This window comes from Streptomyces sp. CT34, assembly GCF_000805335.1.
Lineage (GTDB): Bacteria > Actinomycetota > Actinomycetes > Streptomycetales > Streptomycetaceae > Streptomyces.
On record NZ_KN708638.1, the window covers coordinates 7,587,356 to 7,611,218 of the forward strand.

Below are 23,863 nucleotides of genomic sequence, written 5' to 3' on the forward strand. Positions count from 1 at the left end.
TCGACGCTGGCGGTGCTGGTGGCGGTGGCGTTGCAGTTCACGCTGCCGGAGCGGCTGGCGATCCATCCGGTGTGGCTGCTGCCCACCCTGGAGACCGCGCTGCTGATCGCGCTGGTCGCGGCCAACCCGTACCGGATCGAACGGGGCTCGGCGCTCTACCGGTGGGCCGGGCTGGTGCTGATCGCGATGATCAGCGCGGCGAACGGCTGGTCCGCGGTGCACCTGGTGATCGGTCTGGTGCGCGGGACCGAGGGCAATGACGCGGGTCCGCTGCTGGCGACCGGCGGCAGCATCTGGCTGACGAACGTGATCGTCTTCGCGCTGTGGTACTGGGAGTGGGACCGCGGCGGCCCGGTCGCGCGGATACACGCCGTGCGGACCTACACCGACTTCCTCTTCCCGCAGATGCAGACGCCGGAGCTGGCGCCGGAGCACTGGGAGCCGCAGTTCCCGGACTACCTGTACCTGTCCTTCACCAACGCCACGGCCTTCAGCCCGACCGACGTGATGCCGCTGACCCGCTGGGCCAAGATGCTGATGCTGTTGCAGTCGGTGGTCTCGCTGCTGACCGTCGTCCTGGTCGTGGCCCGCGCCGTGAACATCTTCAAGTAGCCGGGACCCGCAGAGATTTGACGGATAGAGGTGTGGCAGCGTCGTTTGGAGGGTATGGCGCCATGGTGACAGGTTCATGAGGCGGCCATGAGAAGTCGATGAATAATTGCGCGGTTGCGCAATCTATTGGCCAAGGCTTGACCGGTGCGGCCGTAACCGATCGCCAGTAAGTCTCTGACCTGCAGTTTTGTGCTGAGGGGGCGTCACGGCCCGAAAACAATCCCCGTATCAAGTCAATTTTTCCTAACGCGGCGGTCAGGGTTCGGTGGCCGTCGCGCGGTGCCGCCTGCCGAAGTGGCGGGTGGGCGTGTTCACAACATGTTCGATTTGCGGATTTCTGCTCCGGCACGTGAACCTCGCGCCTGGTCAGCGGCATCTGTAGGGGCGAACGTCCGAGGGTTTTCACCCACCGGCACCGAACAACAGAGGCATATCGATGTCGTCGCCCCTTCTCGAATCGTCCTTCGAGCAACCAGAGCACCTGCCCGACCGGGCCGTGTACCGCACAGCCACCACTCCGCATCCGCGGACCCTGCTCGACGTGCTCGACGCAACCGCCGCCGCACACCCCCAGGCGCTCGCCCTGGACACGGGCTCCGAGGTGATCACCTACCGCGACCTGTGTATCGAGACCGAACGCCGCGCACGGCAGCTCAGGGATTACGGGATCGGCCCCGGCGACCGGGTCGGGGTCCGCGTGCCGTCCGGTACCGCTGAGCTGTACCTGTCGATCCTCGCCATCCTGCGCAGCGGCGCCGCCTACGTGCCCGTCGATGCCGACGACCCGGACGAGCGGGCCGCCACCGTCTTCCGGGAAGCCGCCGTCTGCGCCGTCCTGGGACCGGGCGGCCAGCCGCCGGGCGTGGCCCGGCCCCTGGGAGCGCAGCGGCTCCCCGGCCCCGAGGACGACGCGTGGATCATCTTCACGTCGGGTTCGACCGGCGCGCCCAAGGGCGTGGCCGTCAGCCATCGCTCCGCCGCCGCGTTCGTCGACGCCGAGGCCGCGCTGTTCCTCCAGGACCGGCCGCTGGGCCCCGGCGACCGGGTGCTGGCCGGCCTGTCCGTCGCCTTCGACGCCTCCTGCGAGGAGATGTGGCTGGCCTGGGGGCACGGCGCCTGCCTGGTGCCGGCGCCCCGTTCGCTGGTCCGGGCCGGCCATGAGCTCGGCCCGTGGCTGGTCGAACGCGGTATCACCGTGGTGTCCACCGTGCCCACCCTCGCCGCGCTGTGGCCGGACGAGGCGATGCGCCGGGTGCGGCTGCTGATCGTCGGCGGCGAGGCGTGCCCGGCCGCGCTGGTCGACCGGTTCGCCGGTCCCGAGCGCGAGATGTGGAACACCTACGGCCCGACCGAGACCACCGTCGTCGCCTGCGCGGCCCGCCTGCTGCCGGGGGAACCGGTACGCATCGGCCTGCCCCTGGAGGGCTGGCAGCTGGCCGTCGTCGACAAGGCCGGGCAGCCCGTGCCGTACGGCGAGGAGGGCGAGCTGCTGATCAGCGGCGTGGGCACCGCCCGCTACCTCGACCCCGCCAAGGACGCCGACCGCTTCCGGCCGGACCACGTCCTGGGGACCAGGCGCGCCTACCGCACCGGCGACCTCGTCCGCGCCGAGCGCGCCGGCCTGCTGTTCGTCGGCCGCGCCGACGACCAGGTCAAACTCGGCGGGCGGCGGATCGAGCTCGGCGAGATCGACGCCGCGCTCGGCGCCCTGCCCGGCGTCCGGGGCGCCGCCGCGGCCGTTCAGACCACCCCGGCCGGCACCCAGGTCCTGGTCGGCTACGTCGTTCCCGAGCAGCGCTCCGGCGACGGCTCCAGCTTCCAGCAGGACAAGGCCAGGGTGCTGCTCAAGGAACGGCTGCCGGGCCAGCTGGTACCCGTACTGGCGGAGGTCGAGAGCCTGCCGACCCGCACGTCCGGCAAGGTCGACCGCAAGGCGCTGCCCTGGCCGCTGCCCGCCGCGCGCGACGCGGGCCGCGACCACGCCGGCCCGGCGCTGCACGGCACCGCCGCCCGCCTCGCCGACATCTGGGAGAAGCTGCTCGGCGTGCGGCCCGGCCCGGACAGCGACTTCGTCTCCCTCGGCGGCACCAGCCTGGTCGCCGCCCGGATGGCGTCCATGCTCCGTGAGCACCACCCCGGCGTCTCGGTCGCCGACCTCTACCGGCACCCGGTGCTGCACCGGATGGCCGAGCACCTCGACTCGCTCGGCGGCCCGGTCGACGAGGCGCGCCCGGTGCGCCCGGTCCCGCGCCGCACCGCGGTCATCCAATTCCTCGTCCAGACCGGCCTGTACGGCGTCGCCGGGCTGCGCGGGCTCGTCGGGCTCGCGCTCGCGGACAACATCATCGGCTGGCTCGCCCCGCAGGCGTGGGCCCCGCACACCGCCTGGTGGCTGATCATCGTCGGCTGGGTGGTCCTCTACAGCGCCCCGATGCGGTGCGCCATCGGCGCCCTGGGCGCCCGGATGCTCGCCGGCTCCATCAAGCCCGGCGCCTACCCGCGCGGCGGCGCCACCCACCTGCGGCTGTGGACCGCCGAACGCGTCGTCGCCGCCTTCGGCATCCCGTCGCTGCTCGGTACGCCCTGGGCGCGGCTGTACGCCCGGACGCTGGGCTGCACCACCGGGCGCAATGTGTCGCTGCACACCATGCCGCCGGTCACCGGCCTCGCCGAACTCGGCGACGGTTGCAGCGTCGAGCCGGAGGCCGACATCTCCGGCTGGTGGCTCGACGGCGACACCCTGCACATCGGCGCGGTCCGCATCGGGGCCGGGGCCCGGGTCGCCCACCGCAGCATGCTGATGCCCGGTGCCGTGGTCGGCCAGGGCGCCGAACTCGCCGCCGGCGGCTGCCTGGACGGCGCGATCCCCGACGGAGACTGCTGGACCGGCTCCCCGGCCCGCCCGGCCGGCGCCGCCGAGCGGATCTCCAACACCGCGTGGCCCGCCCCGCGTTGGCGGCACTCGCTCGGCTGGAACGCCGCCTACGCGCTCTCCCTGCTCGGCCTGCCGCTGCTGGCAATGGTGAGCGCCGTCCCCGCACTGGTCGGCGCGTACTTCCTGATCCGCGGCAGCGGCACCCTCGCCTCCGTGGCGGTGCGCCTGATGGTGGCCGCACCGGTCTTCGCGATCGTGACCACCGGATGTTCGATTCTGGTGACGGCCGCCGTGGTGCGGATCCTCGGCCGCGGCATCAAGCCGGGGCTGCACCTCGCGAGCGGTGGCGTCGCCTGGCGCGCCTGGCTGGTCACCCGCATCCTGGACGGCACCCGCGGCAGCCTCTTCCCGATCTACGCCGGCCTCGCCACCCCGCACTGGCTGCGGCTGCTCGGCGCCAAGGTCGGCAAGCACGCGGAGATCTCCACCGTGCTGCCGCTGCCGTCCCTGCTGCACGTCGAGGACGGCGCCTTCCTCGCCGACGACACCCTGGTCGCGCCCTACGAAATCCGCGGCGGCTGGCTGCGGTTGGGGCACGTCCGCATCGGCCGGCGGGCCTTCGTCGGCAACTCCGGCATCGTCGACCCCGGCCACGACGTGCCCGACCACAGCCTGGTCGGCGTGCTCTCCAACGCCCCGGCGAACGGTGAGCCCGGGATGTCCTGGCTGGGCCGGCCCGCCATGCCGCTGCCGCGGGTGGCGGCCCAGGCCGACCCGGCGCGCACCTTCGCGCCGCCACGCAGGCTGGTCATGGCCCGGGCCGCCGTCGAGATGTGCCGGGTGCTGCCGCTGGTGTGCGGAGTCGCCCTCGCCGAGGGCGTGTTCCTCACCGAGCAGGCCGCGTTCACCAACGGCGGCCTCGGCCTCGCGGCGCTGGTCGGCGCCCCGCTGATGCTGGCCTCCGGCCTCGCGGCGCTGCTCATCACGACGTTGTCGAAGTGGCTGCTGGTCGGCCGGTTCACGGCGAGCGAGCATCCGCTGTGGTCCTCGTTCGTCTGGCGCAACGAGCTCTACGACACCTTCGTCGAGTCGCTCGCCGTGCCATCGATGGCCGGGGCGTTCACCGGGACCCCGGTGCTGAACTGGTGGCTGCGCACCCTCGGCGCCAAGATCGGGCGCGGGGTGTGGCTGGAGAGCTACTGGCTGCCGGAGACCGACCTGATCACCCTTGAGGACGGCGTCAGCGTCAACCGCGGCTGCGTGCTGCAGACCCACCTCTTCCACGACCGGATCATGCGGCTGGACACCGTCCACCTCGCCGAGGGCTCCTCCCTGGGCCCGCACGGCATCGTGCTCCCCGGGACCGCCGTCGGGGCCCGCGCCTCGATCGCACCGTCCTCCCTGGTCATGCGCGGGGAGAGCGTGCCCGCGCACACCCGGTGGGCCGGCAACCCGATCGCCGGCGAGCGCGCGGCGCAGCCCGCCGGGGCCCGCTCGGAAGGCGGTGCCGCCGCGTGACCCGGTGCAGTCGGCGCGCCCTGATCAGGGGCGCCGCCCTGCTGCCGCTCGCCGCCACGGTGGCGGACGGCCTCACCGGACCACTCACCGACCGCTACTTCCCCCACCACGGCACCTACGCCCACGACACCGTCTCGTACGACCTGCACCTGGCCTACCACCCGGTCAACGCCAGCCTGAACGGGCGGGCCCGGATCAAGGCGGTGGCCAACCGGTCCCTGGACCGGGTCGAGCTCGACCTGTCCCGGCTGTCCGTGCACTCCGCCCGGATCGACGGGAACCGGGTCCGCGCCCGGCGGAAGGACGGGAAGCTCTACCTGGACACCCCGCGCCCGCTCGCCAAGGGGGCGCACTTCATGGTGGAGGTCGGCTACAGCGGCCGGCCCCGGCCGGTCCGCTCCCCGTTCGGCCCGATCGGCTGGGACCGCACCGGCGACCCGCACGACGGGACACTGGTGGCCTCCCAGCCGCTCGGTGCCCCGTCGTGGTTCCCGTGCAACGACCGCCCGGACGACAAGGCCGCGTTCACCTTCCGGATCAGCGTCCCGCACGGGCACCACGCGCTCGCCAACGGCACCCTGCTCGAACGCCGCCGCACCGGGCACCAGGAGTGCTGGACCTACCACCACCCCGGCCCGATGGCCCCGTATCTCGCCGCGCTCTACACCGGCCGCTTCCGCCACGACAGCGGCACGGTCCACGTCGGCGCGGCGGACGCGCCGATCGCGCTGCACAACGCGTACCCGTCGTGGATGGCCGACGACGCGGAGCACGATCTGGCCCGCCAGCCGGAGATGCTCCGCGCCTTCAGCGGCTACTTCGGGTCGTACCCCTTCGAGGCGTACGGCGCGGTGGTGGTGGACGCCGAACTCGGCGCCCCGGTCGAGAACCAGACGCTCTCCGTCTTCGGCAGCAACCACATCGACGGCAACCGCGGCTCGGAGACCCTGGTCGCGCACGAGATCGCGCACCAGTGGTACGGCAACAGCGTCAGCCTGCGCGACTGGCGCGACATCTGGCTGAACGAGGGCTTCGCCACGTATGCGGAGTGGCTGTGGTCCGAGCACATCGGCGAGGACGACGCCGGCGAGATCGCCATGCAGTCGTGGCGTTCGCTCCAGGCCCGCACCCAGGATTTCCGGCTCGCCGACCCCGGCCAGCGCCGGATCTTCGACGACCGGGTCTACGTACGCGGCGCCTGCCTCCTGCACGCGCTGCGGACCGCCATGGGCGACAGCCGGTTCTTCGCGATGCTCCGCAGCTGGCACGGCACCCACCGCGGTGCCAGTGCCGACACCCCCGCGTTCGTCGCGCACGCCGAACGCTCCGCCGGGCACTCGGTCCGCCCGCTGCTGCACTCCTGGCTGTACGAGAAGCCGCTGCCGCGCCTCGCCGCGGCCTGACCGGCGCCGAGCACACACGGCCGCGTGGGCCGAGCACACACGGCCGCGCGGCGACGGGTACCTTCCCGCCGCCGCGCCGGCCACCGGTCAGCCCCGGCGCCGCACCTTCAGCGCGTTGTCCCTACGGGTGGCCGGCTGCCCGTCGGGACCGTTCTGGATCCGCTCGTGCTCCTCGCTGAGCTGCACCTCCCACCCGTCCTCCGGGAGGGAGAGGGCCGCCAGGACCTCGTCGGGCGTGGGGAAGCGCGCCTCCTCGCGGTCGTGCTCCTCCCAGGCGGGGAATCCGGCGTGCCCGACGATCAGCAGCACCCCGCCCGGCGCCACCGCACCGGCCGCCCGCCGCAGGATCCGCTCGCGGAGGATCTCGCCCGGCTGGTGCAGGAACTGCGCCGAGACCAGGTCGAAGGTGCCCTCGGGGAACGACTGCGACAGGTCGTGCCACTGCCAGTCGACCCGGTCCGCGACCCCGGCCGCCGCCGCCCGCTCCGCCGCCCGCCCGAGCGCCACCCGCGAGACGTCGACGGCGGTCACCCGCCACCCCTGGCCGGCCAGCCAGACCGCGTCCGCCCCCTCTCCGCAGCCCAGGTCCAGCGCGGTCCCCGGCGTCCGGCCGTGGGTCTCGCGGACCAGCACGACGTTGGGATTCCCGCTCCAGATCTGGTCGCGCTCGGTGTAGAACGTGTCCCAGAACTCGTGGTCCGGGATGGCGGTGCCGCCACTCGTGCCGTTGCCGTGAGCCATGGACGCTCCCCTCTCCGTCGGTGTATGGGAGAGGGTCCGGCGCGCACCCGGTACCGCGCAAAGTTCGTTGCCGGAACGGCAACAGACGCCTCGGCCCGTCCCACCTTCCGGATCAGTTCCTGTCGCGCACCGCCGCGAACCGGCGTGAAGTGGTAGCCGGAGGCGGTGTGCGACTGCGCCCGCCCACCGGAGAGTTGAGAGAGGAGAGCGTCATGCCGGCAGGTTCCAGCGCCAAGCGGGAGCGCCAGTACGAGCACGTCAAGGAGAGCGCCAAGCAGCGGGGCGTCCCGGAGCGGCGTGCCGAAGAGATCGCCGCCCGGACCGTGAACAAGGAGCGCGCCCGCACCGGCGAGGCCCGCAAGCCGGGGAAGGTCTCCACCCGCGACCCCAAGTCCGGCTCGCAGCGCGGCGGCGAGCGCTCGCACAAGGGGGCGCAGGGCCCGACCAGGGACCAGCTCTACGCAGAGGCCAAACGGCAGCACATCGAGGGCCGCTCGTCGATGACGAAGGAGCAACTCCGCAACGCCCTGGGCCGCTGAACCGGGGCCGGGCGGCGCCGGTCAGACCTCGCCCTCGACCACACCGCCGACGTCGTGGGCGATGTGCACCGCAGCCTCCTCGGCGGACGCGGCGCCGCCGTCGATCCCGACGTCGCGGGCGACGATGTCGTTGCTGCTGCCGCGCCAGAAGCCGTCGTCGTTGCTGACGATCCGGCCGGCGCGCTCGGCGCCCACCTGATCGTCGTACGGTTCACCGGCCCCGTCCGGCAGATCGCCGATGCCGTCGCCCTCCGGTGTGCAGACGTCCGGGAGCTCCACGGACAGTCGGTGGGCGAGGGTTTCCCGGTCGTGCTGCTCCTGTGCCGTGGTGCCCTCGTGGTTCACCACGAACGGCCGCTCGGGCGGCGAATAGCCGGTGTCCAGCGCCTCGTCGAGCCCCGGCTCGTCCAGGGCGTCCTCCATGTCGAGGTCGTTGGGGTTGTCCTGGGGATCGGATCTGGGCGGCTGATAGACCTCGTCGCCCATGGCGTCGTCGGACATTGCCGCCCTCCTCCTCCGCGTCTCCGCGTCCGGTGCGTCGTCGCACCGGGTGTGCCTCGTGGCAGCCGGTTCGTGCCTCGTACCAATTGTCCGCCACCGGACGCGCTCCGGCCTCAGGAGCGCCGGTCCTCGGTCCCCAGCCCCAGGGACTCGGCGATGTCCTGCACATTGCCGTAGCGGTGGTGCGCGGGCAGCCGCTCGGCCATCGCGACCAGCCGGTCCGGGGCGTGGTTGCTCCGCAGGGTCCGGATGACGTCGTTCCGCTCGGCCGGGTAGAGGCTGCGGCCGAGGTACTGCGCGAGCTCCGAGCGCAGACCGACGTCCTGTTCGCTCATGCCGTGCGGGGTGCCGCCCCGGAAGACGCTCTCCGGCGACGGTGCGGCGACCGGCTGGTCCTCGCCCGCCGGCTCCAGCTCCCGGTTCTCGTCCGTACGCAGCGAGCGGTCCACCGTCATCTGGCCACGCAGCTGCTTCTTCATCACGTCGTCCCGGGCGGGACCGGTCTTGTCCATACCGTGTTCCATGACCATTGCTGCCTCCGTTGCCTCCGGTTCCAGTCTCCCCGTTCCCCCCGCGGTGACAACACGGAGACCGGTGGGGCCGCGGCGTACCGGGGCCGGATACCCGAGCGCCCGCCGACCGCGGTGTCCGGGGTCGGCGGGCGCTGCCCACGGGCGTCGGTGTCAGCTGCCGGCTTCGGCGGCCACCGGCTTGGGGATCAGGAACGAGGTCGCCAGGGCGATCGCCAGGACGACCACACCGGCGATCATGCCCGCGGTGTAGCCGCCGGCCGAGGCCGGGTCGGCGGGGGCGACCGCGGTCTTCACCGCGTACAGGACCGCGAAGCTCAGGCCCGCGCCCAGGTTGAACGCGCCCGCGTTCAGCCCCGGCAGGAAGCCCGGGTTCTCGCCGGGGGAGAGGACGATGCCCAGCCCGTTGAGCACGATGTTCGCCACGCCCGCATACGTGATGCCCACCAGGATCGAGGTGACCAGCAGCAGGACGTGGGACTGGCTGTGCATGGTCAGCAGCATCAGCACGACCGACCCCGCGGAGCCGATGAGGCCGAGCCGCAGGATCCGGCCGTAGCCGAAGGTGGCGGCGAGCCGGCCGGCCAGCGGGCCCATGGCCAGTCCCGCGAGCGCGTACGGGGACAGCGTCCACCACGCGGACTGCTCGGCGGACATCCCGAGCCCGGCCCGGGTGTCCTGGGCGAACGCCGGGATCAGGCCGTTCATCACCGCGAACACCCCGGTCATGGTGAGCACGGTGGTCAGCAGGGTGGCCCAGGTACCGCGCTGCCTGAGGTGGTGGGTGGCGACCAGCGGGTGCCCGCTGCGGTTCTCGGTCCGCCAGAACAGCGCGAAGGCCGCCCCGGCCAGCACGACCAGGACGCCGACCAGCGGCCAGTCGGCGGCGGCCAGCTTGCCCGCCTCGTTCAGCGCGATCAGCAGCGCACCGACCGAGACGACCAGCAGCGCCACGCCGGGCCAGTCCATGCGGGACGCGGTGGGCGCCCTGGACTCCGGGGTCAGGGTGGCGACCAGGGCCGTGGCCAGCGCCGCGACGACCGCCATCGCCCAGAACACCGACTGGAAGCCGTGGTGGTCGGCGAGGTAGCCGCCGGCCAGGGAGTCGACACCGGCGATCCCGCCGTTGACGGCGGTGATCACGCCGAGCAGCGTGCCGTACCGCTTGGGCTCCCTGACCTCGACCCGCAGCATGATCAGGCACAGCGGCACGACCGGACCGCTGACGCCCTGGATGATCCGGCCGGCGAACAGCATCGGGATGCTCGTCGCCAGCGCGGCGACGACACAGCCGACGACCATCAGGCCCAGCATCCCGGCCAGTACCCGGCGCCGGCCGAGGACGTCGCCCAGCCGCGGCAGGAACAGCGAGAACAGCGCCGCCGACGTGAAGAACGCGGTCTGGGTCAGCCCGACCTCGGCGGAGTCGGCACCGAGGGAGTCCTCGATGTTCTTCAACGCCGGGCTGAGCATGCTGGCGTTCAGCTGGAACGCGAAGCAGGCCGCGAGCAGCGCGGTGACCAGGACGCCGATGCGGACGCCGGAGCCGGTGCCCGCCGTGCCGGCGGGGCGCGGTGTGGTGGAGACGCTCATGCCGCCCGGCCCTCGCCGATCCGCTCCAGGGCGTCCACCACGAGGTTCCAGAAGCGCTCGTGGTCGAGCTCGACCGCGACCTGGGTGTGGCAGTCCGCGGGTGCCGGCGCACGGAAGTCCGTCACCGTCATGCCCAGCGTCAGCGCACCGCGCAGCTCGATGTCGACCGGCGCCTTGCGGACGGTCATCACGTCCGGGTCGATGACGTACGCCACCGCGCACGGGTCGTGCACCGGCGGGAACTCGAAGCCCTGGTTCTCCCGGTACGCCGCACGGAAGAAGTCCAGCAGCTCCAGCACGAAGCGGGCCGGCGCGGTGCCGACCGCGGCGATCTTCGCCTCGACCTCGGGGGTGGCCAGCGCCTGGTGCGTGAGATCCAGGCCGACCATGGTGACCGGCCACTTCTCGTTGAAGACGATGTGCGCGGCCTCGGGGTCGATGATGATGTTGAACTCGGCGACCGCGCTCCAGTTGCCCTCGTGGTAGCCGCCGCCCATCAGGACGACCTCGCGCACCCGCTCGGCGATCCGCGGCTCCTTGCGCACGGCCATCGCGATGTTGGTCAGCCCGGCCGTCGGGACGATGGTGATCTCGCCCGGCTCGTGGGACATCACGGTGTCGATGATCAGGTCGACCGCGTGCCGGCGGTCCAGCGCGAAGGCGGGCTCGGGCAGTTCGGGCCCGTCCAGGCCGGTCTCGCCGTGGATGTCCGGGGCGGTCTCGACGGACCGGACCAGCGGACGCGGGTTGCCCGCGGCGAACGGCACCCCGGTGATCCCCGCGATGGCCGCCACCGACAGCGCGTTGCGGGTCACCTTCTCCAGCGTCTGGTTCCCGACCACGGTGGTCACCGCCACCAGCTCGACGTCGGGATTGCCGTGCGCCAGGAGCATGGCGATCGCGTCGTCATGCCCCGGGTCGCAGTCGAGGATGATCTTTCTGGCCAACGGGCGAGCCCCTTTGCTCTGCGGAACGGGGTGGTGCGGGTGAACTCGATCTCCGGTCGCGCCGCAGCAGGCTGCTACCTCGGGAAAACGTTCTCCGGAAATTTCGCTCATCGCGCGCGGAGATGTCAATGAAGTGTCAACGAAGTGTGAGGCAGCTGACCTGCCCACCCCCTGGTACGCGGGGAACGGAGCTGATACGGATGGGCACGCGCGGTGATAACGTTTGCCGCCGAATCCGGGACGGTGCTGCCCGTGCGGCCGGAGCCCCGTAGTGGAAGGCGCCGCGCCGTGGCCGATGTGACCCTGCGAGATGTGGCACGCGCCTCGGGCTGTTCGGTCGCCACCGTCTCCCGCGTCCTGGCCGGCACCCGCCCGGTCGGCGCCGAGACCGCGCGCACCGTACGGCAGGCCGCCGAGCGCCTTGGCTACCGGCCCAACCACGTCGCCCGCGCGCTGCGCAGCCGCTCCACCGGCATCGTCGGGCTCGTCGTGCCGCAGATCACCAACCCCTTCTTCCCGTCCCTCGTACGGGAGTTGGAGCACGCCCTGCACGCCGAGGGCCGGGCGGTGCTGCTCGCCGACTGCGACGACGACCCGGAGACCGAGGCGGCCCGGATCGGCGAGCTGCTCGGCCGCCGGGTCGACGCCCTGCTGCTGATACCGGCCGACGAGCGGCGCAGCCGGGAGGCGGTGGTGGGCGCCGCGGCACAGGTCCCGCTGGTGTTGCTGGACCGGGGCTGCGGGCCCGGCGTCGCCGACTCCGTGGCGGTCGACAACGCGGCCGGTATGGCCCTGGTGCTGGACCATCTCGCCGCCACCGGCCGCCGCCGCCCGTGCTTCCTGGGCGCCGCCGGCACCGCGTCCGCGGCGGTGGAGCGCCGGGCGGCGTACGAGGCGGGGGCCGCCGCACTGGACCCGGCCGCCGCTGAACGCACCCTGCTCGGCGACTTCTCCGCCGCGTGGGGCCGGGCGGCCGTCGACCGGATCTGGCCGTCCCGCCCGGATGCCGTCATCTGCGCCAACGATCTGATCGCGGCCGGCGCCCTGCAACGGCTGCGGCAACTCGGCGCCGACGTACCGGGCGAGGTCGCGGTCACCGGTTTCGACGACATCCCGCTCGCCGGGCTGGCCGACCCGGCGCTGACCACGGTCCGCCAGCCGGTCGCCGAACTCGCCGCGGAGACGGCCCGGTTGCTCATCCGGCGCCCGGCCGGTGCGGCCGTTCCCGGACCGCGTCAACCGGTCCGCGCGATCCGCCTCGCCCCGGAACTGGTCGTCCGGGCGTCGAGCGGGCGGCCCTCGTGAGCAACCTCTTGACCGTACGCGGTCAGTGAGTAAAGTCTAGACCAATCGGCATGCCCTCGCGTCAACCACCCCCCTCCGCGAAAGGGTTGACATGGACAAGAAAAGAAGGCTGGCCCTCGCCATAGGCAGCGCACTCGCCCCCCTCCTCGTCGTCACGATGCCGGTCAGCCAGGCCAGTGCCCACGGCTATGTCTCCTCGCCGCCCAGCCGACAGGCCCAGTGCGCCGCCGGCACCGTCGAGTGCGGCCCCATCAAGTGGGAGCCGCAGAGCGTCGAAGGCCCCAAGGGGCTGACGAGTTGCAGCGGCGGCAACAGCCAGTTCGCCGACCTCGACGACGACTCCAAGCCCTGGCAGGTCACCCCGGTCGGCAGCACCCAGACCTTCACCTGGCACTTCACGGCGCGCCACGCCACCAGCAACTGGCAGTACTTCGCCAACGGGCAGAAGGTCGCCGAGTTCGACGGCGGCGGCGCCCAGCCCCCGGAAGAGATCTCACATAACGTCAACTTCGGCGGCATCACGGGCAAGCAGAAGATCCTCGCGGTCTGGAACATCGCCGACACCGCGAACGCCTTCTACGCCTGCATCGACGTGAACATCGGCGGCTAGGTCCGTCCCCTCTTCCTCCCTTCCCTCCGCTCTCCCTTCTCCCTTCTTCCTCCTTTCTCTTCCCTCCGCCCGCCGCGTCGCCCTGCGCCGTCCCCGGCGGCAGGGCGGCGCCGGTGTCGTGGGCACCCGTTACGATCGGCCCATTCAAGGGCCGACGCTCGTGGCCGCTGCCGGGAGGAAGAGATGGGTCTGTTCCGCCGAGGACCGAAGCGGGATTCCCGCGACCTCGCACGCGATGAGGAGTTCGGCTTCTTCTCGGAGCGGGAAGGCCGTGTCTTCAGATCACAGGTCCGCCAGGCGTTCGCCGAGCACGGCCTGGAGGTCACCGCCTACGCCGCGGTGGTCACCGACTCCGCGGGCCGCCAGTTCGGCCTGGGCAACCTCGCCGCCGTCTGCCACCGCGACCGCCGCGGCGAGCGCAGCTGGCCCGCCCTGATCCGCGACCACGTCGGCAAGGTGCTGCGAACGATGGACGGCCCCCAGCCGCTGGAGATCCTCTCCGAGGACGAGATCCGGGCCTGCCTCTATCCCCGTGTCGTCGCCCAGGAGACGCTCCCCGCCTCCGACTCGTTCCGCTACGGGCGCGAGCCCGCGCCGGGCCTGCGGGAAGTGCTCGCCCTGGACCTGCCCGAGGCGGTGCAGATGCTGAGCGAGGACTCGCTGACCGACCTGGGGGACATGGCCGAGCTGCGGATCCGCGCGATGAACAATCTGCGCGCCCTGCCGGTCGAGGGCCACGAGACGGTGCGGCGCGGCGACGGCTCGGCGTTCGAGGTGCTGCTCGGCGACTCCTTCTTCACCGCCAGCCGGGTGCTCGTCCTGGACGACCTGGTCCAGCGCGTCATGGGCACCGGGCTCACTCCGGACGGCGCGCTGGTCGCCATGCCGTTCCGCCACCAGCTGGCCTTCCACCGCATCCACGACGCCCAGGTCATCCCGGCACTCCAGGCCATGGCGCAGTTCGCCGCCGCCGGCCACGAGGACGCGGCGGGTGCGATCAGCCCCAAGGTGTTCTGGTGGCGCCGCGGTGTGATGACACCGCTGAGCGAGCCGGACGGCGACGGCCTGCGGGTGGTCGTCGACGCCGAATTCCAGGACATGCTGGAGCGGCTGGTGCAGGACGAGGCGTGAGCCCCGGCCGCCCGCCGGCGGCCTTGTCACACGCAATACGGAGCGCGATCCGCGCGCCCGGAAAAAATTCCGTGGGAATCTTCGCCGGCGGGGAACCCGGGCCGTTGCGCACCCGTTCCTGAGGGTGAGGCCCCGCGCCTTCCCCCGTGCGCGGGGCCTCACCAGCGCTCTCCGTGCCGCTCACCCCTCGCGGTCGTCGAGCAGCGCCCGCTCCTCGTCGGTGAGGAGCCGCGAGCGGATCAGGAAGCGGACGCCCTCGGGCGCCTCCAGCGAGAAGCCGCTGCCCCGCCCCGGTACGACGTCCACCGTCAGATGCGTATGCCGCCAGCGGGCGAACTGGTCGGCCGACATCCAGAAGCCCACCGGCTCGGGCACCCCCTCCACCGCCAGCCGGGCCAGCAGCACATCCGACGCTCCCGTACGGAACTCCCCGGCCGGAAAGCACATCGGCGCACTTCCGTCGCAGCAGCCGCCGGACTGGTGGAACATCAGTGGCCCGTGCCGCTCGCGCAGCGACCGCAGCAGTTCCGAGGCGGCGGCGGTGAGCCCGACCCGCGCGGGTTGCCGGTTCATGGTCGTTCCTCTCGTCGCCGAATCCGTCGTCCGGTACGTCGCCGATGCCGTCACGGAAGCCGTTCCCGGAGGCGCCGATGGGTCCCCGGGGCCGTCGCGGCGGCAGCGGTGGCCCAGTCAACCCGCTGCGACGTTGCACGGTGGTTGCATGCCCGCACCGCGCGCCATTCGGGGGACGACGGGCGTGGCGGCGGCCCCGGCCGGTCGTCCGCCGTTACGAAGGGAGCCTTCTCGCACCGGGACGAACCCCCGGTGCGCCACAGCAGAAGTGAAAGGAGCCCCCATGTCAGCGCCGTCCGCGATCGACCACCGCGCGACCACCGGGTACAGCCTCCCCCTGGCCTACTGGCTGGCCCAGGCATCCGATCTGGCCTACAAGGACGAGGCCACCATCGAGTCCCGGGTACGCGACTGGGGCTTCGACGAGGTGCGCCACCACCGGACGCGGTTCACCCCGCCGTTTCCGCTGGAGGACACCCAGGCGTACACCGCCGCCAGCGACCGCATGATCATCACCGCGTTCCGCGGCACGGAACCGACGGAGATCCGCGACTGGCTCTCGGATGCCGGCACGCAGCCCTGGCCGGGGCCGGCCAAGACGGGATATGTGCACTACGGCTTCGCCGAGGCGCTCCAGTCGATCTTCCCAGACGTCAAGGACACCCTGGCCGAACTGCGCACCAACGGCCAGACGGTGTGGTTCACCGGCCACAGCCTCGGCGGTGCGCTCGCCATGCTCGCCGGGGCGCGGATGTACATGGAGGAGCCCCGGCTCCGGGCCGACGGCGTCTACACCTACGGCCAGCCCCGCACCTGTGACCGCATCCTGGCGGATGCGTACAACAAAGGCTTCCGGAACCGCATGTACCGCTTCGTCAACAACAACGACATCGTGCCGCAGCTCCCGCCGGAGCCCGTCTACACGCACGTCGAGGCGCTGAGGTACATCGACTCCGACGGCAAGCTCCACGACTCCATGGGCCTGCTGGGCGGCCTGGCGGACCGCGCCAAGGGCCTGACCGCCGACGCCCTCGCCCCCGCCACCGCCGGCGTCCGGGACCACTCGATCAAGCGCTACATCGCGGCCATCGAGAAGAACCTGGCCTGAAGCAGCGTCAGTTGAGGCAGTGCCGGAACGTCGCCCGACGCACCCGGCGTCCGGGCCGCGAGGGTGCCGCGGCCCGGTTCCGGTCCCGGGGGAGCGGTGGCCCGGCCGCCGGAATCCCCTCCGGCATCCTCTGGCATCCTCCGGAATCCCCGTACGGCACCGCACAAGGCACTGCCCCCGACCGTTTCCCACGAGCGGGGGCGGTGCCTTGTGCAGGGGACGGCTAACGCGCCGGACCGCACCGGTAGAGGGTCTGCGCGGCGCCGCCCGCCCCGGCGGTCGCGGTCTTCGGGGACTGCGTACCGCCGTAGGCCGCGGCCGGGACGCGGGTGCAGTGGGACCGTACCCAGTCGGCGATCCGGGTGGTGGGCGTCGTGCCGCGGCCACCGCCACCGAAGAGGGCACCCATACCGCGCCCGCCGCCCAGCAGGACGTAGCGGACCTTGCCCGACGTCACCAACTGCCGGAACCCGGCCTCGGTGGGGAACGGAACCTGGCCGCTGAAGCCGCCCAGGGGGAGGATGCGGGTGCCCTTGGCGAGGATGTACGGGGACGCGCTGTTCCAGCCGTCGGTGGCGAAGACGTACTCGGCCGAGCCGCGGTGGGCGCTGGTGTAGGCGAGCAACTCGCGCTGACCGGTGGTGAGTTGGCCGCTGGACTGGCCGAAGCCGCCCTTGCCGTGCGCACCGCCCGGCCACTTCGCCGTGCCGTGGCCGCCATGGCCCCCGCGCATGCCGGACGGGCCGACCGCGCCCATTCCGGAGCTGCCGTACGCCGGGTTGAAGACCTGCACCGCCCATGCGCTCGGCGCCAGCAGCACGGCGACCAGCGACGCGGCGAGACCCACCAGGGCGAGCCGTCCGCCGGACCGGGCGCCGCCCGGGCGGGCGAGGACCAGCAGGACGACGGCGGTCAGCCCCAGCACGCCCACCGCCGGGGCCAGCCACGGCAGGAAGGACGGGAACTCGCCGGCGATGAACGCGCCCCACGCCGCCGTCGCGGCGACCGCACCGGGCAGCACCCAGGCGCGCCGGCCACCGGCCCGGTACGCGCGCCACAGCATGGTGGTGCCGGCGCCGGTCAGCGCGGCGAGCGGCACCGCGATCACGCCCATGTAGTACGTGTGGCCGCCGACGCTGCCCGCGCTGAAGACCAGGAAGTACGTGGCCAGCCAGGTGCCCCAGAGGGCGAACCCCGCGCGGGCCCGGTCCGTGCGCGGGCTGCCGCGGCGCCACAGGAGGCCGCAGACGACGGCGATGGCGGCGAACGGGTAGAGCCAGCCGGTCTGCGAAGCGAGCGCCGAGCCGAACATCTTCGACCAGCCGTCCTGGCCGCCGCCCCCGAAGCCGCCGGGCCCGCCGCCGTGGGCCGGGTCGGGCAGCCGGTCGGCGCCCGCCTGAACTCCGGCGTGCGTGCCGGGCGTGCCGCTGCCGACGGCGTGCCGCGGGTGCGGTGCGCCGCCGCCCGCCGCACCCGCCGCCTCGCCCGTCCCGCCACCGTACGGCGCACCGCCGCCCTGACTCCCGCCATGGCCTCCGCCGTGTCCGCCGCCCCGCGTGGCGGTGATGCTGCCGGTGGAGGCGGCGCTGATGCCCAGGGAGGAGAAGCGGTTCAGGAAGTTGTAACCGACCACCATGCTGAACGCGGAGTTGTTCGTGGTGCCGTCGACATACGGCCGGTCGTTGGCCGGAGTGAGGGCGACGGCCACCATCCACGAGGCGGAGACGGCGGTCATCACCACCGCGGAGATCCCGAGATGCGCCAGCCGCTTCCGCAGCGGGACCGGCGCCGAGATCAGGTACACCACGGCGAGCGCGGGCAGCACCGCCCACGCCTCCAGCATCTTCGACTGGAAGCCGATGCCGACCCAGACCGCGGCCATCACCAGCGGACGCAACCGGCCCGCCTCCGCCGCGCGTTGGGTCGCCTCCGCCGCGAGCAGCACGCACAGGGTGAACAGCGGGTCCTCGACGGCGGTACGGAACAGCCCCACCGCCACCGGCGTCAGCAGGAAAGCACCGCTCGCGATCAGCGCCGCGTTGTCGCCTGCCCAGCGGCGCACCACGCGGTACAGGACCAGAAGGCTCGCCACTCCCTCCAATACCTGAGGAAGCGTCAGCGCCCAGGGGTGGAATCCGAAAATCCGGGCAGAAATCGCCTGCGGCCAGAGGAATCCCGGCAATTTGTCGAGAGTGATGGAATTTCCGGGGTCGAAGGAACCGTAGAAGAACGCCTTCCAGCTCTCCGTCATACTGCGCACGGCGTTCGCGTAGAAGGTGTGGTAATGGCTGTGATTGATCCCCCACGCGTAGAGCACGGCGGCCAGCACGGTGATGACCAGCAGCGCCGGCCGCGCGTATGCAGGTTGCCCCACCGGCGATCGCCAGGGCATGCGACGGGCGGCGGCGCCGGCGGGGGCGGTTGTGTCGAGGACTGTCGTAGCCATGCGCAGCAGTCTTCGGCATGTTCGGGGCCCCTTACGCCGCAGCCGACGCTTTCAACGAACTTCTCACCAGAAACGGGGAAACCTTTTACCGACCCGATTCCGCCTTTAATCCGCGTGGCGCGATTCATTGCCTGTGCCGGGGCGACGTAACGGGAATGGCACAGCCGCGGCAGAAACGGCGAGGCGCGGAGGGCCTTGCCAACCGACCGGCAATCCGCCCGAAAGACCCCCACAGTGCGCGTACCGGCGGCAGCGGCAGTCCGGTCGGCATCCGCGGAGCGGGAGAGGGGGAGAGCGGGAGAGGGGAGGGCGGGAGATCGTGACGGGAGGCAGCGGGAGGGGCGGGCGCCCGCCCCTCCCGCTGCCTCCTTGGCCACCGCTCTCGTGTGGCGCTTCCGTCACCCTTCACGCCACGAAGGAACGGCCCCCGTCCCTCAACCGGCCTCGATGTAGGGCGTGTCGTCCGTGGTCCAGGCGAGTCGGTCCACGTACAGGGCCCTTGTCCTGAGTTGGCCGCCGTCGCAGGTCCAGATGCCGTGATAGGCGATGTAGTCGCGGTCCGCCCGGCTGAACACCGTGGCTCCGCCCGGTCCGGAAAGCTGGTTGGCGTTCCCGGGTACGCAACCGTCGAGAGGTCGGGTGGCGCCGCTCGGTGCCGAGGTGCGGGACATCCGGGGTACATCGTGCGCCGGGTGGGCCGGGCCGGTGCTCCGGCTTACGTCGGAGTCCAGCAGCTTGGTGTCCGACTTCTGATAGCCGCCGGTCAGGCTGGTGCTTGTCGCGTAGCCGGTGTAGTAGCCGGGGTTGTTGAACCAGCCTGCGGAGTAGAACAGCACGTAGTGCGCACCGTGGTGTACGAGGAACGGTGCCTCCAGCTGGCCGTTCTCGGGGTCGTCGAAGGACGGATCGGCCTGAAGGATCTTGGTTGGTCCGCCGTCCCATCGCAGCCCCTGTGGTCCGAGGTCGACGAATTTGCGGAGGTGGATTTCGCTCGGCACCCGCTGGTCCGGGTCGTCGCTTCGGACGGGCTCGACCTTGTACACGATGTAGCGGGAGCCGTCGGTGTCCACGAAGACGGCGGGGTCGATAACGCCTCGGGGTCGGCCGTCGGGGCCGTCCGGGCCGCAGAACAGTTCGGCCGGCGCGGCGTCGAAGTGAACGTTCGGGCCGAGATGGTCCGCGGTGGCCATTCCCACACAGTGTCCCTCTTCGTCTCTGGTTCCGGGCAGCGCGGAATACAGCATCAGGTAGCCGCCGGCAGGGCGGGGGGACACATCCGGTGCCCACAACTGCGGAGCGTCCCTTGACCGATCCACCGGTGCGGTCCACGCCCCGGCATCGGGCAGCGCGTCCGTCCGGGCGCCGGAGGCATCGTGCAGCGACTGCCACTCACCGGCCGGGTCCGTGCCCACCGACCTGGCCACCGGAACGCGGGCCGCGGCGGGCTCCGGCAGATCCGTCTGCGACGAGAACGCGTACCACAGCCCGTCCTCGCCCTTGACCACTCCTGGGTCGGCGAAGTCCTCCTCGATTTTCACCTTGCCGGTATCGGTCTTCGGCAGGCCCGGCGAGGCTGTTGCCCCGCCCGCTCCGCCCACTGGCCCCACGAGCGTCATCGCGCCGATCAGGCCGACGATGATGCGCCGTCGCAAGGGTTTCACGGGCATGATCCTTCCCCCTGTTCTTCGTTCCCTGGCGGTGGCGGTTACCTGGAACCGGTCGCCTCACACACTGAGGTATAGGACAGTTGGTTTGTTCGGCATCGGCCGCCGAACAACCGAACGACGGCATGCATGACACCGTGTCGCACGGCGATCGCAGGGGGCGGTCGCCGGCACGGAAGGGGGAGGGCTGTGCCTCGTCGTGAACGTCCGTTGGACCCTGGCGATGATGCGTTGACCCGCTTCGCGGCGGGCCTGCGCAGCCTGCGAGCGAAAGCGGGCAGCCCGCCGTACCGGGAGCTGGGGCGCCGGGCGCACTACTCTGCCGGAACGCTGTCCGAGGCGGCGAGCGGACGCCGCCTTCCCTCACTTCAGGTCACCCTGGCGTACGTGCGCGCATGCGACGGCGATACCGAGGAATGGGAACGGCGCTGGCACGCGCTCGCCGGCGAACTCGCCGCCCGGTCGGCACCCGAGCTCGCGCCGCCCGATGACAGCCCGCCTCCGTACGTCGGACTGGCCGCCTTCCAACCCGAAGACGCGGAACGGTACTTCGGCCGGGAAACGCTCACCCAGCAGCTGCTGGACAAGGTGGCGGACCGGCGCTTCCTCGGTGTGTTCGGTGCCTCGGGCGTCGGCAAATCCTCGCTGCTGCGGGCCGGACTCATCGCACAGCTACGCCGCGGCGCCGCCGACCGGCCGATCATCGTGATCACTCCGGGCCCGCATCCGATCGAGGAGTGCGCCGTCCAACTCGCCGGCCTGACCGGCGAGTCCGCGGCAGCGCTCCGCGCCGAACTGCGTGCCGACGCGGCCAATCTGCACCTGCGGGTACGCCAGGCCCTGGCCGACCGTGACGACACCGACCTCCTGCTGGTCATCGACCAGTTCGAGGAGATCTTCACGCTCTGCCGCGACGCCGAGGAACGAGAGCTGTTCATCAACGCGCTGATCATCGCCACCCACGCACCGACGAGCAGATGCCGGGTCGTCATCGGTGTCCGGACGGACTTCTACACCCAGTGCGCCCACTACGCGGAGCTGGCCGGCGCCCTGCAGGACGGGCAGGTACTGGTCGGCCCGATGACCACGGACCAACTGCGCCGCGCCATCACACAGCCTGCGGTACGGCTCGGCCATACCGTCGAAACGCCCTTGCTGGTCACGCTGGTTGCCGACGCGGCCGGCGAAGCCGGCGTGCTGCCACTGCTCTCGCACGCGCTGCTGGCAACCTGGCGACGCCGTCGAGGCAACACGCTCACCCTCGCCGGCTACCAAGCCGCAGGCGGTATCCAGCACGCACTGGCGCACACCGCCGAAACCGCCTACCGCGCTCTCGCCGACGACGAACAAGCGGTGGCCAAGGGCCTTCTGGCGCGACTCGTGGCCCTGGCCGACGACCCCGACGACGGCGAAGACACCAGGCGACGCATCACCCGGGACGAACTCCCCGCCGATCCGCGCATCGGGATCGTGCTCGAACGCTTTGCCACGGCACGACTGATCACCCTCGACGGGGACAGCGTCCAGATCACCCATGAAGCACTGATCCGCTGCTGGTCACGCCTGCGTGACTGGCTGACCACGGACCGGGCGAACCTCTGCCTGCACCGCCACCTCACCGAGGCCGCCGATGACTGGGAAGCCCTCGGCCGGGATCCCGGCGAGCTCTACCGGGGTACGCGACTGGAACGCGCCCGGCAGTTGGCGGTCCGGGAACCCACCGCCCTCAGCCCGCGGGAGCAGGCGTTCGTCAACGCCGGCATCGCCGCCGAAGCCGCCCACCGGGCCGACGCTCGCCGTCATACCCGCAGGCAGCGCCTGCTGTTGGCGACGGTGGCGCTCCTGATGGCGACCGGAACAGCCGTCGCCATCGCCTACGCCACGGAACAGGGCAGTGGCAACACGCCGTGCTGGACGTCGTTCGACCCGCTCAATCCCGAAGGCGCACCGATGGAGCAGTACTACCGCAACTGCGAAAAGCTCGAACGGCGGGTCGCCGCAGAGGACGAGGAGGACAAGTACCGGCATCGGACCGTCTGGGACCTCCAACCGGATCAGGTCGCCCACTGGCATTGGAACAGGACCACCAAAGGGCACCACTACACGACGGTCTACGTGACAACGGGCGGCAGCGGGCACTGATGGGACGTCATGCGGCTGGGCCAACCTCATGCAGCCCTGCCGGCCTCCGCGGCGAGATCGGCGGCGTTCACCGTGTGGTGAAGTGGGCGGTTGCCAGCACGCGGCCGTCGGGCGCGGTCAAGAGGGCGCCGGAGAGCGTGGCGCGGTCCACGGAGGTCGGGGCGCCCCAGTAGCCGTCGCCGTCGTACAGCTGGAAGGTACCGAGCCGGACGGTTGTGCCGTCGGTTCGTTGTAGCAGGCAGGTGACGTAACCAGTGTACGGATTCCCGGCCTTGGAGAGATCGACGGACATGAAGACCCAGCCATCTGGCCCGGGATGGGCATAGATCTCACCGGCCGGTTGCCGATGCTCCGCCCCGGCTCCGGTCAGATCCGCGTACAGCAGCCCCGCCCCGGCCTGGACGGGCCGTGCGGGGCCGGCCACCACGTCCTCGATGGCCGTGCCGAGGGCCCAACCGCCGAATCCCAGGCCGAGCACGAGCGCGGCGGCGGCAGATGCCAGTCGTAGCCGTACGCCCCTGCCGAGCCGCGCGCGCCGTGGCTCGAAGCCGCGCTCGGTCCCGCGTCCGTCGCGCGCGGCCTGGGCCTGGGTCAACCGCCGAGCCACCCGGGCTTCGAAGCCGGCCGGCGGCTCGCGGCCGGGCAGGAGACCGAGCAGCCCGTCGCCGACGAGGACAAGCTGTTCGAGGTACTCCCGGCAGTCCGCGCAGCGTTCCAGATGGGCCGCCGCCTCGGCCCGCTCCCGGCCCGAGAGCACGCCCAGTGCCAGCTCGGCACCGGTCTCGTGCAGCTGGTCGCAGCTCAGGTCCTCAGTCATGGCGGCCTCGCTCCGGAGACTCGGGATGCGGATCTGCGGGATTCGCAGATGTGGGATTCGCCGGCGGGGGATTCGCAGGCGTGGGGTGGTTCGGGTCCGTGGGATTCGGCGAGGCGAGTGCGGTGCGCAGTTTTCCCATCGCGGCCCTGATCCGTGTCTTGGCGGTGCCCAGCGGGATGTGCTCCCGGTCGGCGACCTGCTGAGCGGTCATCCCGTAGATGCCCGCCATCACCAGGGCGCGGCCCTGTTCGCCGGGCAGCCGCGCCACCGCGGCCCGCAGGGTGGACGACGCCTCGTCGGCCAGCGCCTGCTGCTCGGGGGTGTCGGTCACCGCCTCCAGGAGCGCGTCGAGATCCTCGGGGGCCACCGGCTCCGGCCGGCGCGACCGGACGGCATCGATGGCGAGGTTGTGCGCGATGGTCGTCAGCCACGCTGTCACCGATCCGCGGCGGGAGTCGTAGACCTGCGCGTGCCGCCAGGCACGCTCGAACGTCTGCTGGGCGATGTCCTCGGCGAGCTGCGCATCGCGGGTGACCGCGATGGCCACGCCGTAGACCGTGTGCTGGAATCGCCGGACGAACGTGACGGCGAGCTCAGGGTCGCCCGTGGCCAGACCAGCCAGCAGCGCCTCGTCCGGGACGTGTCCGGCCGGGAGCTGCAACCTCTGCATATCTCTCAGTACGGTCCGGCCCGGCCAGGGGATTGCCTGGCGGTTGCGGAAGACCACGTATCCAGTGTCCCTCGGCGCCACCGCCCGATCCACTGGCCGCATGGGTCCCATGGGCCCGCGTGGGCCTGCACGGGTCCG

The 23,863-nt window shown here is 71.9% G+C and carries 19 protein-coding genes; 9 read left to right on the plus strand and 10 right to left on the minus strand.

Annotated elements, in window-relative coordinates; translation table 11 throughout:
• The 3 genes from RZ84_RS32975 to RZ84_RS32985 all read left to right on the plus strand — a co-directional run.
• The coding region (locus RZ84_RS32975; RefSeq protein ID WP_043271576.1) for a hypothetical protein at nucleotides 1-612 on the plus strand (612 nt) is incomplete at its 5' end.
• A gap of 436 nt (nucleotides 613-1,048) precedes the next feature.
• Nucleotides 1,049-5,005: an epsilon-poly-L-lysine synthase Pls gene (pls, locus tag RZ84_RS32980; RefSeq protein ID WP_043268142.1), complete on the plus strand. Its 3,957-nt coding sequence runs from the start codon at nucleotides 1,049-1,051 to the stop codon at nucleotides 5,003-5,005.
• The gene (locus RZ84_RS32985) at nucleotides 5,002-6,408 is read left to right on the plus strand and encodes a M1 family metallopeptidase (RefSeq protein WP_043271578.1); all 1,407 of its coding nucleotides are present in this window, start codon (nucleotides 5,002-5,004) and stop codon (nucleotides 6,406-6,408) included. Before pls ends, RZ84_RS32985 begins: the two co-directional genes overlap by 4 nt.
• An 87-nt stretch (nucleotides 6,409-6,495) precedes the next feature.
• On the opposite strand, the gene RZ84_RS32990 is transcribed toward RZ84_RS32985, so the two are convergent.
• Nucleotides 6,496-7,149, minus strand: coding sequence for a class I SAM-dependent methyltransferase (locus RZ84_RS32990; RefSeq protein WP_052230340.1), 654 nt, complete (start codon nucleotides 7,147-7,149; stop codon nucleotides 6,496-6,498).
• Between the two features lie 212 nt (nucleotides 7,150-7,361).
• Between RZ84_RS32990 and RZ84_RS32995 the strand changes: the two genes are divergently transcribed.
• Entirely contained in the window at nucleotides 7,362-7,688 is a 327-nt protein-coding gene (locus RZ84_RS32995; RefSeq protein WP_043268144.1) for a hypothetical protein, read from the plus strand.
• 21 nt (nucleotides 7,689-7,709) lie between these two features.
• Here RZ84_RS32995 and RZ84_RS33000 read toward each other — a convergent pair whose 3' ends face one another.
• The 4 genes from RZ84_RS33000 to RZ84_RS33015 all read right to left on the minus strand — a co-directional run bounded on the left by RZ84_RS33000 (nucleotide 7,710) and on the right by RZ84_RS33015 (nucleotide 11,259).
• Nucleotides 7,710-8,189, minus strand: a complete 480-nt coding sequence (locus RZ84_RS33000) for a DUF5709 domain-containing protein (protein ID WP_043268146.1) — start codon at nucleotides 8,187-8,189, stop codon at nucleotides 7,710-7,712.
• Between the two features lie 113 nt (nucleotides 8,190-8,302).
• Nucleotides 8,303-8,719, minus strand: a complete 417-nt coding sequence (locus RZ84_RS33005; RefSeq protein ID WP_043268148.1) for a DUF2795 domain-containing protein — start codon at nucleotides 8,717-8,719, stop codon at nucleotides 8,303-8,305.
• Between the two features lie 153 nt (nucleotides 8,720-8,872).
• Nucleotides 8,873-10,312 carry a uridine transporter UriT gene (locus RZ84_RS33010; RefSeq protein ID WP_043268149.1) on the minus strand — a complete coding sequence of 480 codons (1,440 nt, stop codon included), beginning with the start codon at nucleotides 10,310-10,312 and terminating at the stop codon, nucleotides 8,873-8,875.
• Nucleotides 10,309-11,259 (minus strand): uridine-preferring nucleoside hydrolase UriH, encoded by a 951-nt coding sequence (locus RZ84_RS33015; RefSeq protein WP_043268151.1) that lies wholly within the window; start codon nucleotides 11,257-11,259, stop codon nucleotides 10,309-10,311. The genes RZ84_RS33010 and RZ84_RS33015 overlap by 4 nt, the downstream gene beginning before the upstream one ends.
• 288 nt (nucleotides 11,260-11,547) lie before the next feature.
• Between RZ84_RS33015 and RZ84_RS33020 the strand changes: the two genes are divergently transcribed.
• The 3 genes from RZ84_RS33020 (at nucleotide 11,548) to RZ84_RS33030 (ending at nucleotide 14,305) form a co-directional block, all read left to right on the plus strand.
• Nucleotides 11,548-12,564: a LacI family DNA-binding transcriptional regulator gene (locus RZ84_RS33020; protein ID WP_043268153.1), complete on the plus strand. Its 1,017-nt coding sequence runs from the start codon at nucleotides 11,548-11,550 to the stop codon at nucleotides 12,562-12,564.
• Nucleotides 12,565-12,655: 91 nt separating this feature from the next.
• A complete protein-coding gene (locus RZ84_RS33025; RefSeq protein ID WP_043268155.1) occupies nucleotides 12,656-13,174 on the plus strand; it encodes a lytic polysaccharide monooxygenase auxiliary activity family 9 protein in 519 nt (172 codons plus the stop codon).
• 183 nt (nucleotides 13,175-13,357) lie between these two features.
• Nucleotides 13,358-14,305, plus strand: coding sequence for a hypothetical protein (locus tag RZ84_RS33030; protein ID WP_043268157.1), 948 nt, complete (start codon nucleotides 13,358-13,360; stop codon nucleotides 14,303-14,305).
• 180 nt (nucleotides 14,306-14,485) lie between these two features.
• On the opposite strand, the gene RZ84_RS33035 is transcribed toward RZ84_RS33030, so the two are convergent.
• Nucleotides 14,486-14,878, minus strand: a complete 393-nt coding sequence (locus RZ84_RS33035; protein ID WP_043268159.1) for a DUF779 domain-containing protein — start codon at nucleotides 14,876-14,878, stop codon at nucleotides 14,486-14,488.
• A 283-nt stretch (nucleotides 14,879-15,161) separates the two neighbouring features.
• Here RZ84_RS33035 and RZ84_RS33040 point away from each other — a divergent pair, with 283 nt between their 5' ends.
• Complete coding sequence (locus RZ84_RS33040; RefSeq protein ID WP_198540094.1) at nucleotides 15,162-15,986, plus strand: lipase family protein; 825 nt, start codon at nucleotides 15,162-15,164, stop codon at nucleotides 15,984-15,986.
• 223 nt (nucleotides 15,987-16,209) lie between these two features.
• On the opposite strand, the gene RZ84_RS33045 is transcribed toward RZ84_RS33040, so the two are convergent.
• Nucleotides 16,210-18,432: an ArnT family glycosyltransferase gene (locus tag RZ84_RS33045; RefSeq protein WP_043268161.1), complete on the minus strand. Its 2,223-nt coding sequence runs from the start codon at nucleotides 18,430-18,432 to the stop codon at nucleotides 16,210-16,212.
• Between the two features lie 434 nt (nucleotides 18,433-18,866).
• A complete protein-coding gene (locus RZ84_RS33050) occupies nucleotides 18,867-20,093 on the minus strand; it encodes a glycoside hydrolase family 43 protein (RefSeq protein WP_043268163.1) in 1,227 nt (408 codons plus the stop codon).
• A gap of 390 nt (nucleotides 20,094-20,483) precedes the next feature.
• Between RZ84_RS33050 and RZ84_RS33055 the strand changes: the two genes are divergently transcribed.
• Nucleotides 20,484-22,238, plus strand: a complete 1,755-nt coding sequence (locus RZ84_RS33055; RefSeq protein WP_157878977.1) for an nSTAND1 domain-containing NTPase — start codon at nucleotides 20,484-20,486, stop codon at nucleotides 22,236-22,238.
• A 67-nt stretch (nucleotides 22,239-22,305) separates the two neighbouring features.
• On the opposite strand, the gene RZ84_RS33060 is transcribed toward RZ84_RS33055, so the two are convergent.
• The gene (locus RZ84_RS33060) at nucleotides 22,306-23,055 is read right to left on the minus strand and encodes a hypothetical protein (RefSeq protein WP_043268165.1); all 750 of its coding nucleotides are present in this window, start codon (nucleotides 23,053-23,055) and stop codon (nucleotides 22,306-22,308) included.
• The gene (locus tag RZ84_RS33065; protein ID WP_241777974.1) at nucleotides 23,048-23,782 is read right to left on the minus strand and encodes an RNA polymerase sigma factor; all 735 of its coding nucleotides are present in this window, start codon (nucleotides 23,780-23,782) and stop codon (nucleotides 23,048-23,050) included. The genes RZ84_RS33060 and RZ84_RS33065 overlap by 8 nt, the downstream gene beginning before the upstream one ends.
• Nucleotides 23,783-23,863 lie beyond the last annotated feature (81 nt).

Excerpts from the sequence above, each read along its gene's own strand:
- pls (WP_043268142.1), top strand. The coding sequence starts at position 1,049 with ATGTCGTCGCCCCTTCTCGAATCGTCCTTCGAGCAACCAGAGCACCTG.
- RZ84_RS32990 (WP_052230340.1), bottom strand. The coding sequence starts at position 7,149 with ATGGCTCACGGCAACGGCACGAGTGGCGGCACCGCCATCCCGGACCAC.
- RZ84_RS32995 (WP_043268144.1), top strand. The coding sequence starts at position 7,362 with ATGCCGGCAGGTTCCAGCGCCAAGCGGGAGCGCCAGTACGAGCACGTC.
- RZ84_RS33000 (WP_043268146.1), bottom strand. The coding sequence starts at position 8,189 with ATGTCCGACGACGCCATGGGCGACGAGGTCTATCAGCCGCCCAGATCC.
- RZ84_RS33005 (WP_043268148.1), bottom strand. The coding sequence starts at position 8,719 with ATGGTCATGGAACACGGTATGGACAAGACCGGTCCCGCCCGGGACGAC.
- RZ84_RS33010 (WP_043268149.1), bottom strand. The coding sequence starts at position 10,312 with ATGAGCGTCTCCACCACACCGCGCCCCGCCGGCACGGCGGGCACCGGC.
- RZ84_RS33025 (WP_043268155.1), top strand. The coding sequence starts at position 12,656 with ATGGACAAGAAAAGAAGGCTGGCCCTCGCCATAGGCAGCGCACTCGCC.
- RZ84_RS33030 (WP_043268157.1), top strand. The coding sequence starts at position 13,358 with ATGGGTCTGTTCCGCCGAGGACCGAAGCGGGATTCCCGCGACCTCGCA.
- RZ84_RS33035 (WP_043268159.1), bottom strand. The coding sequence starts at position 14,878 with ATGAACCGGCAACCCGCGCGGGTCGGGCTCACCGCCGCCGCCTCGGAA.
- RZ84_RS33040 (WP_198540094.1), top strand. The coding sequence starts at position 15,162 with ATGTCAGCGCCGTCCGCGATCGACCACCGCGCGACCACCGGGTACAGC.
- RZ84_RS33045 (WP_043268161.1), bottom strand. The coding sequence starts at position 18,432 with ATGGCTACGACAGTCCTCGACACAACCGCCCCCGCCGGCGCCGCCGCC.
- RZ84_RS33060 (WP_043268165.1), bottom strand. The coding sequence starts at position 23,055 with ATGACTGAGGACCTGAGCTGCGACCAGCTGCACGAGACCGGTGCCGAG.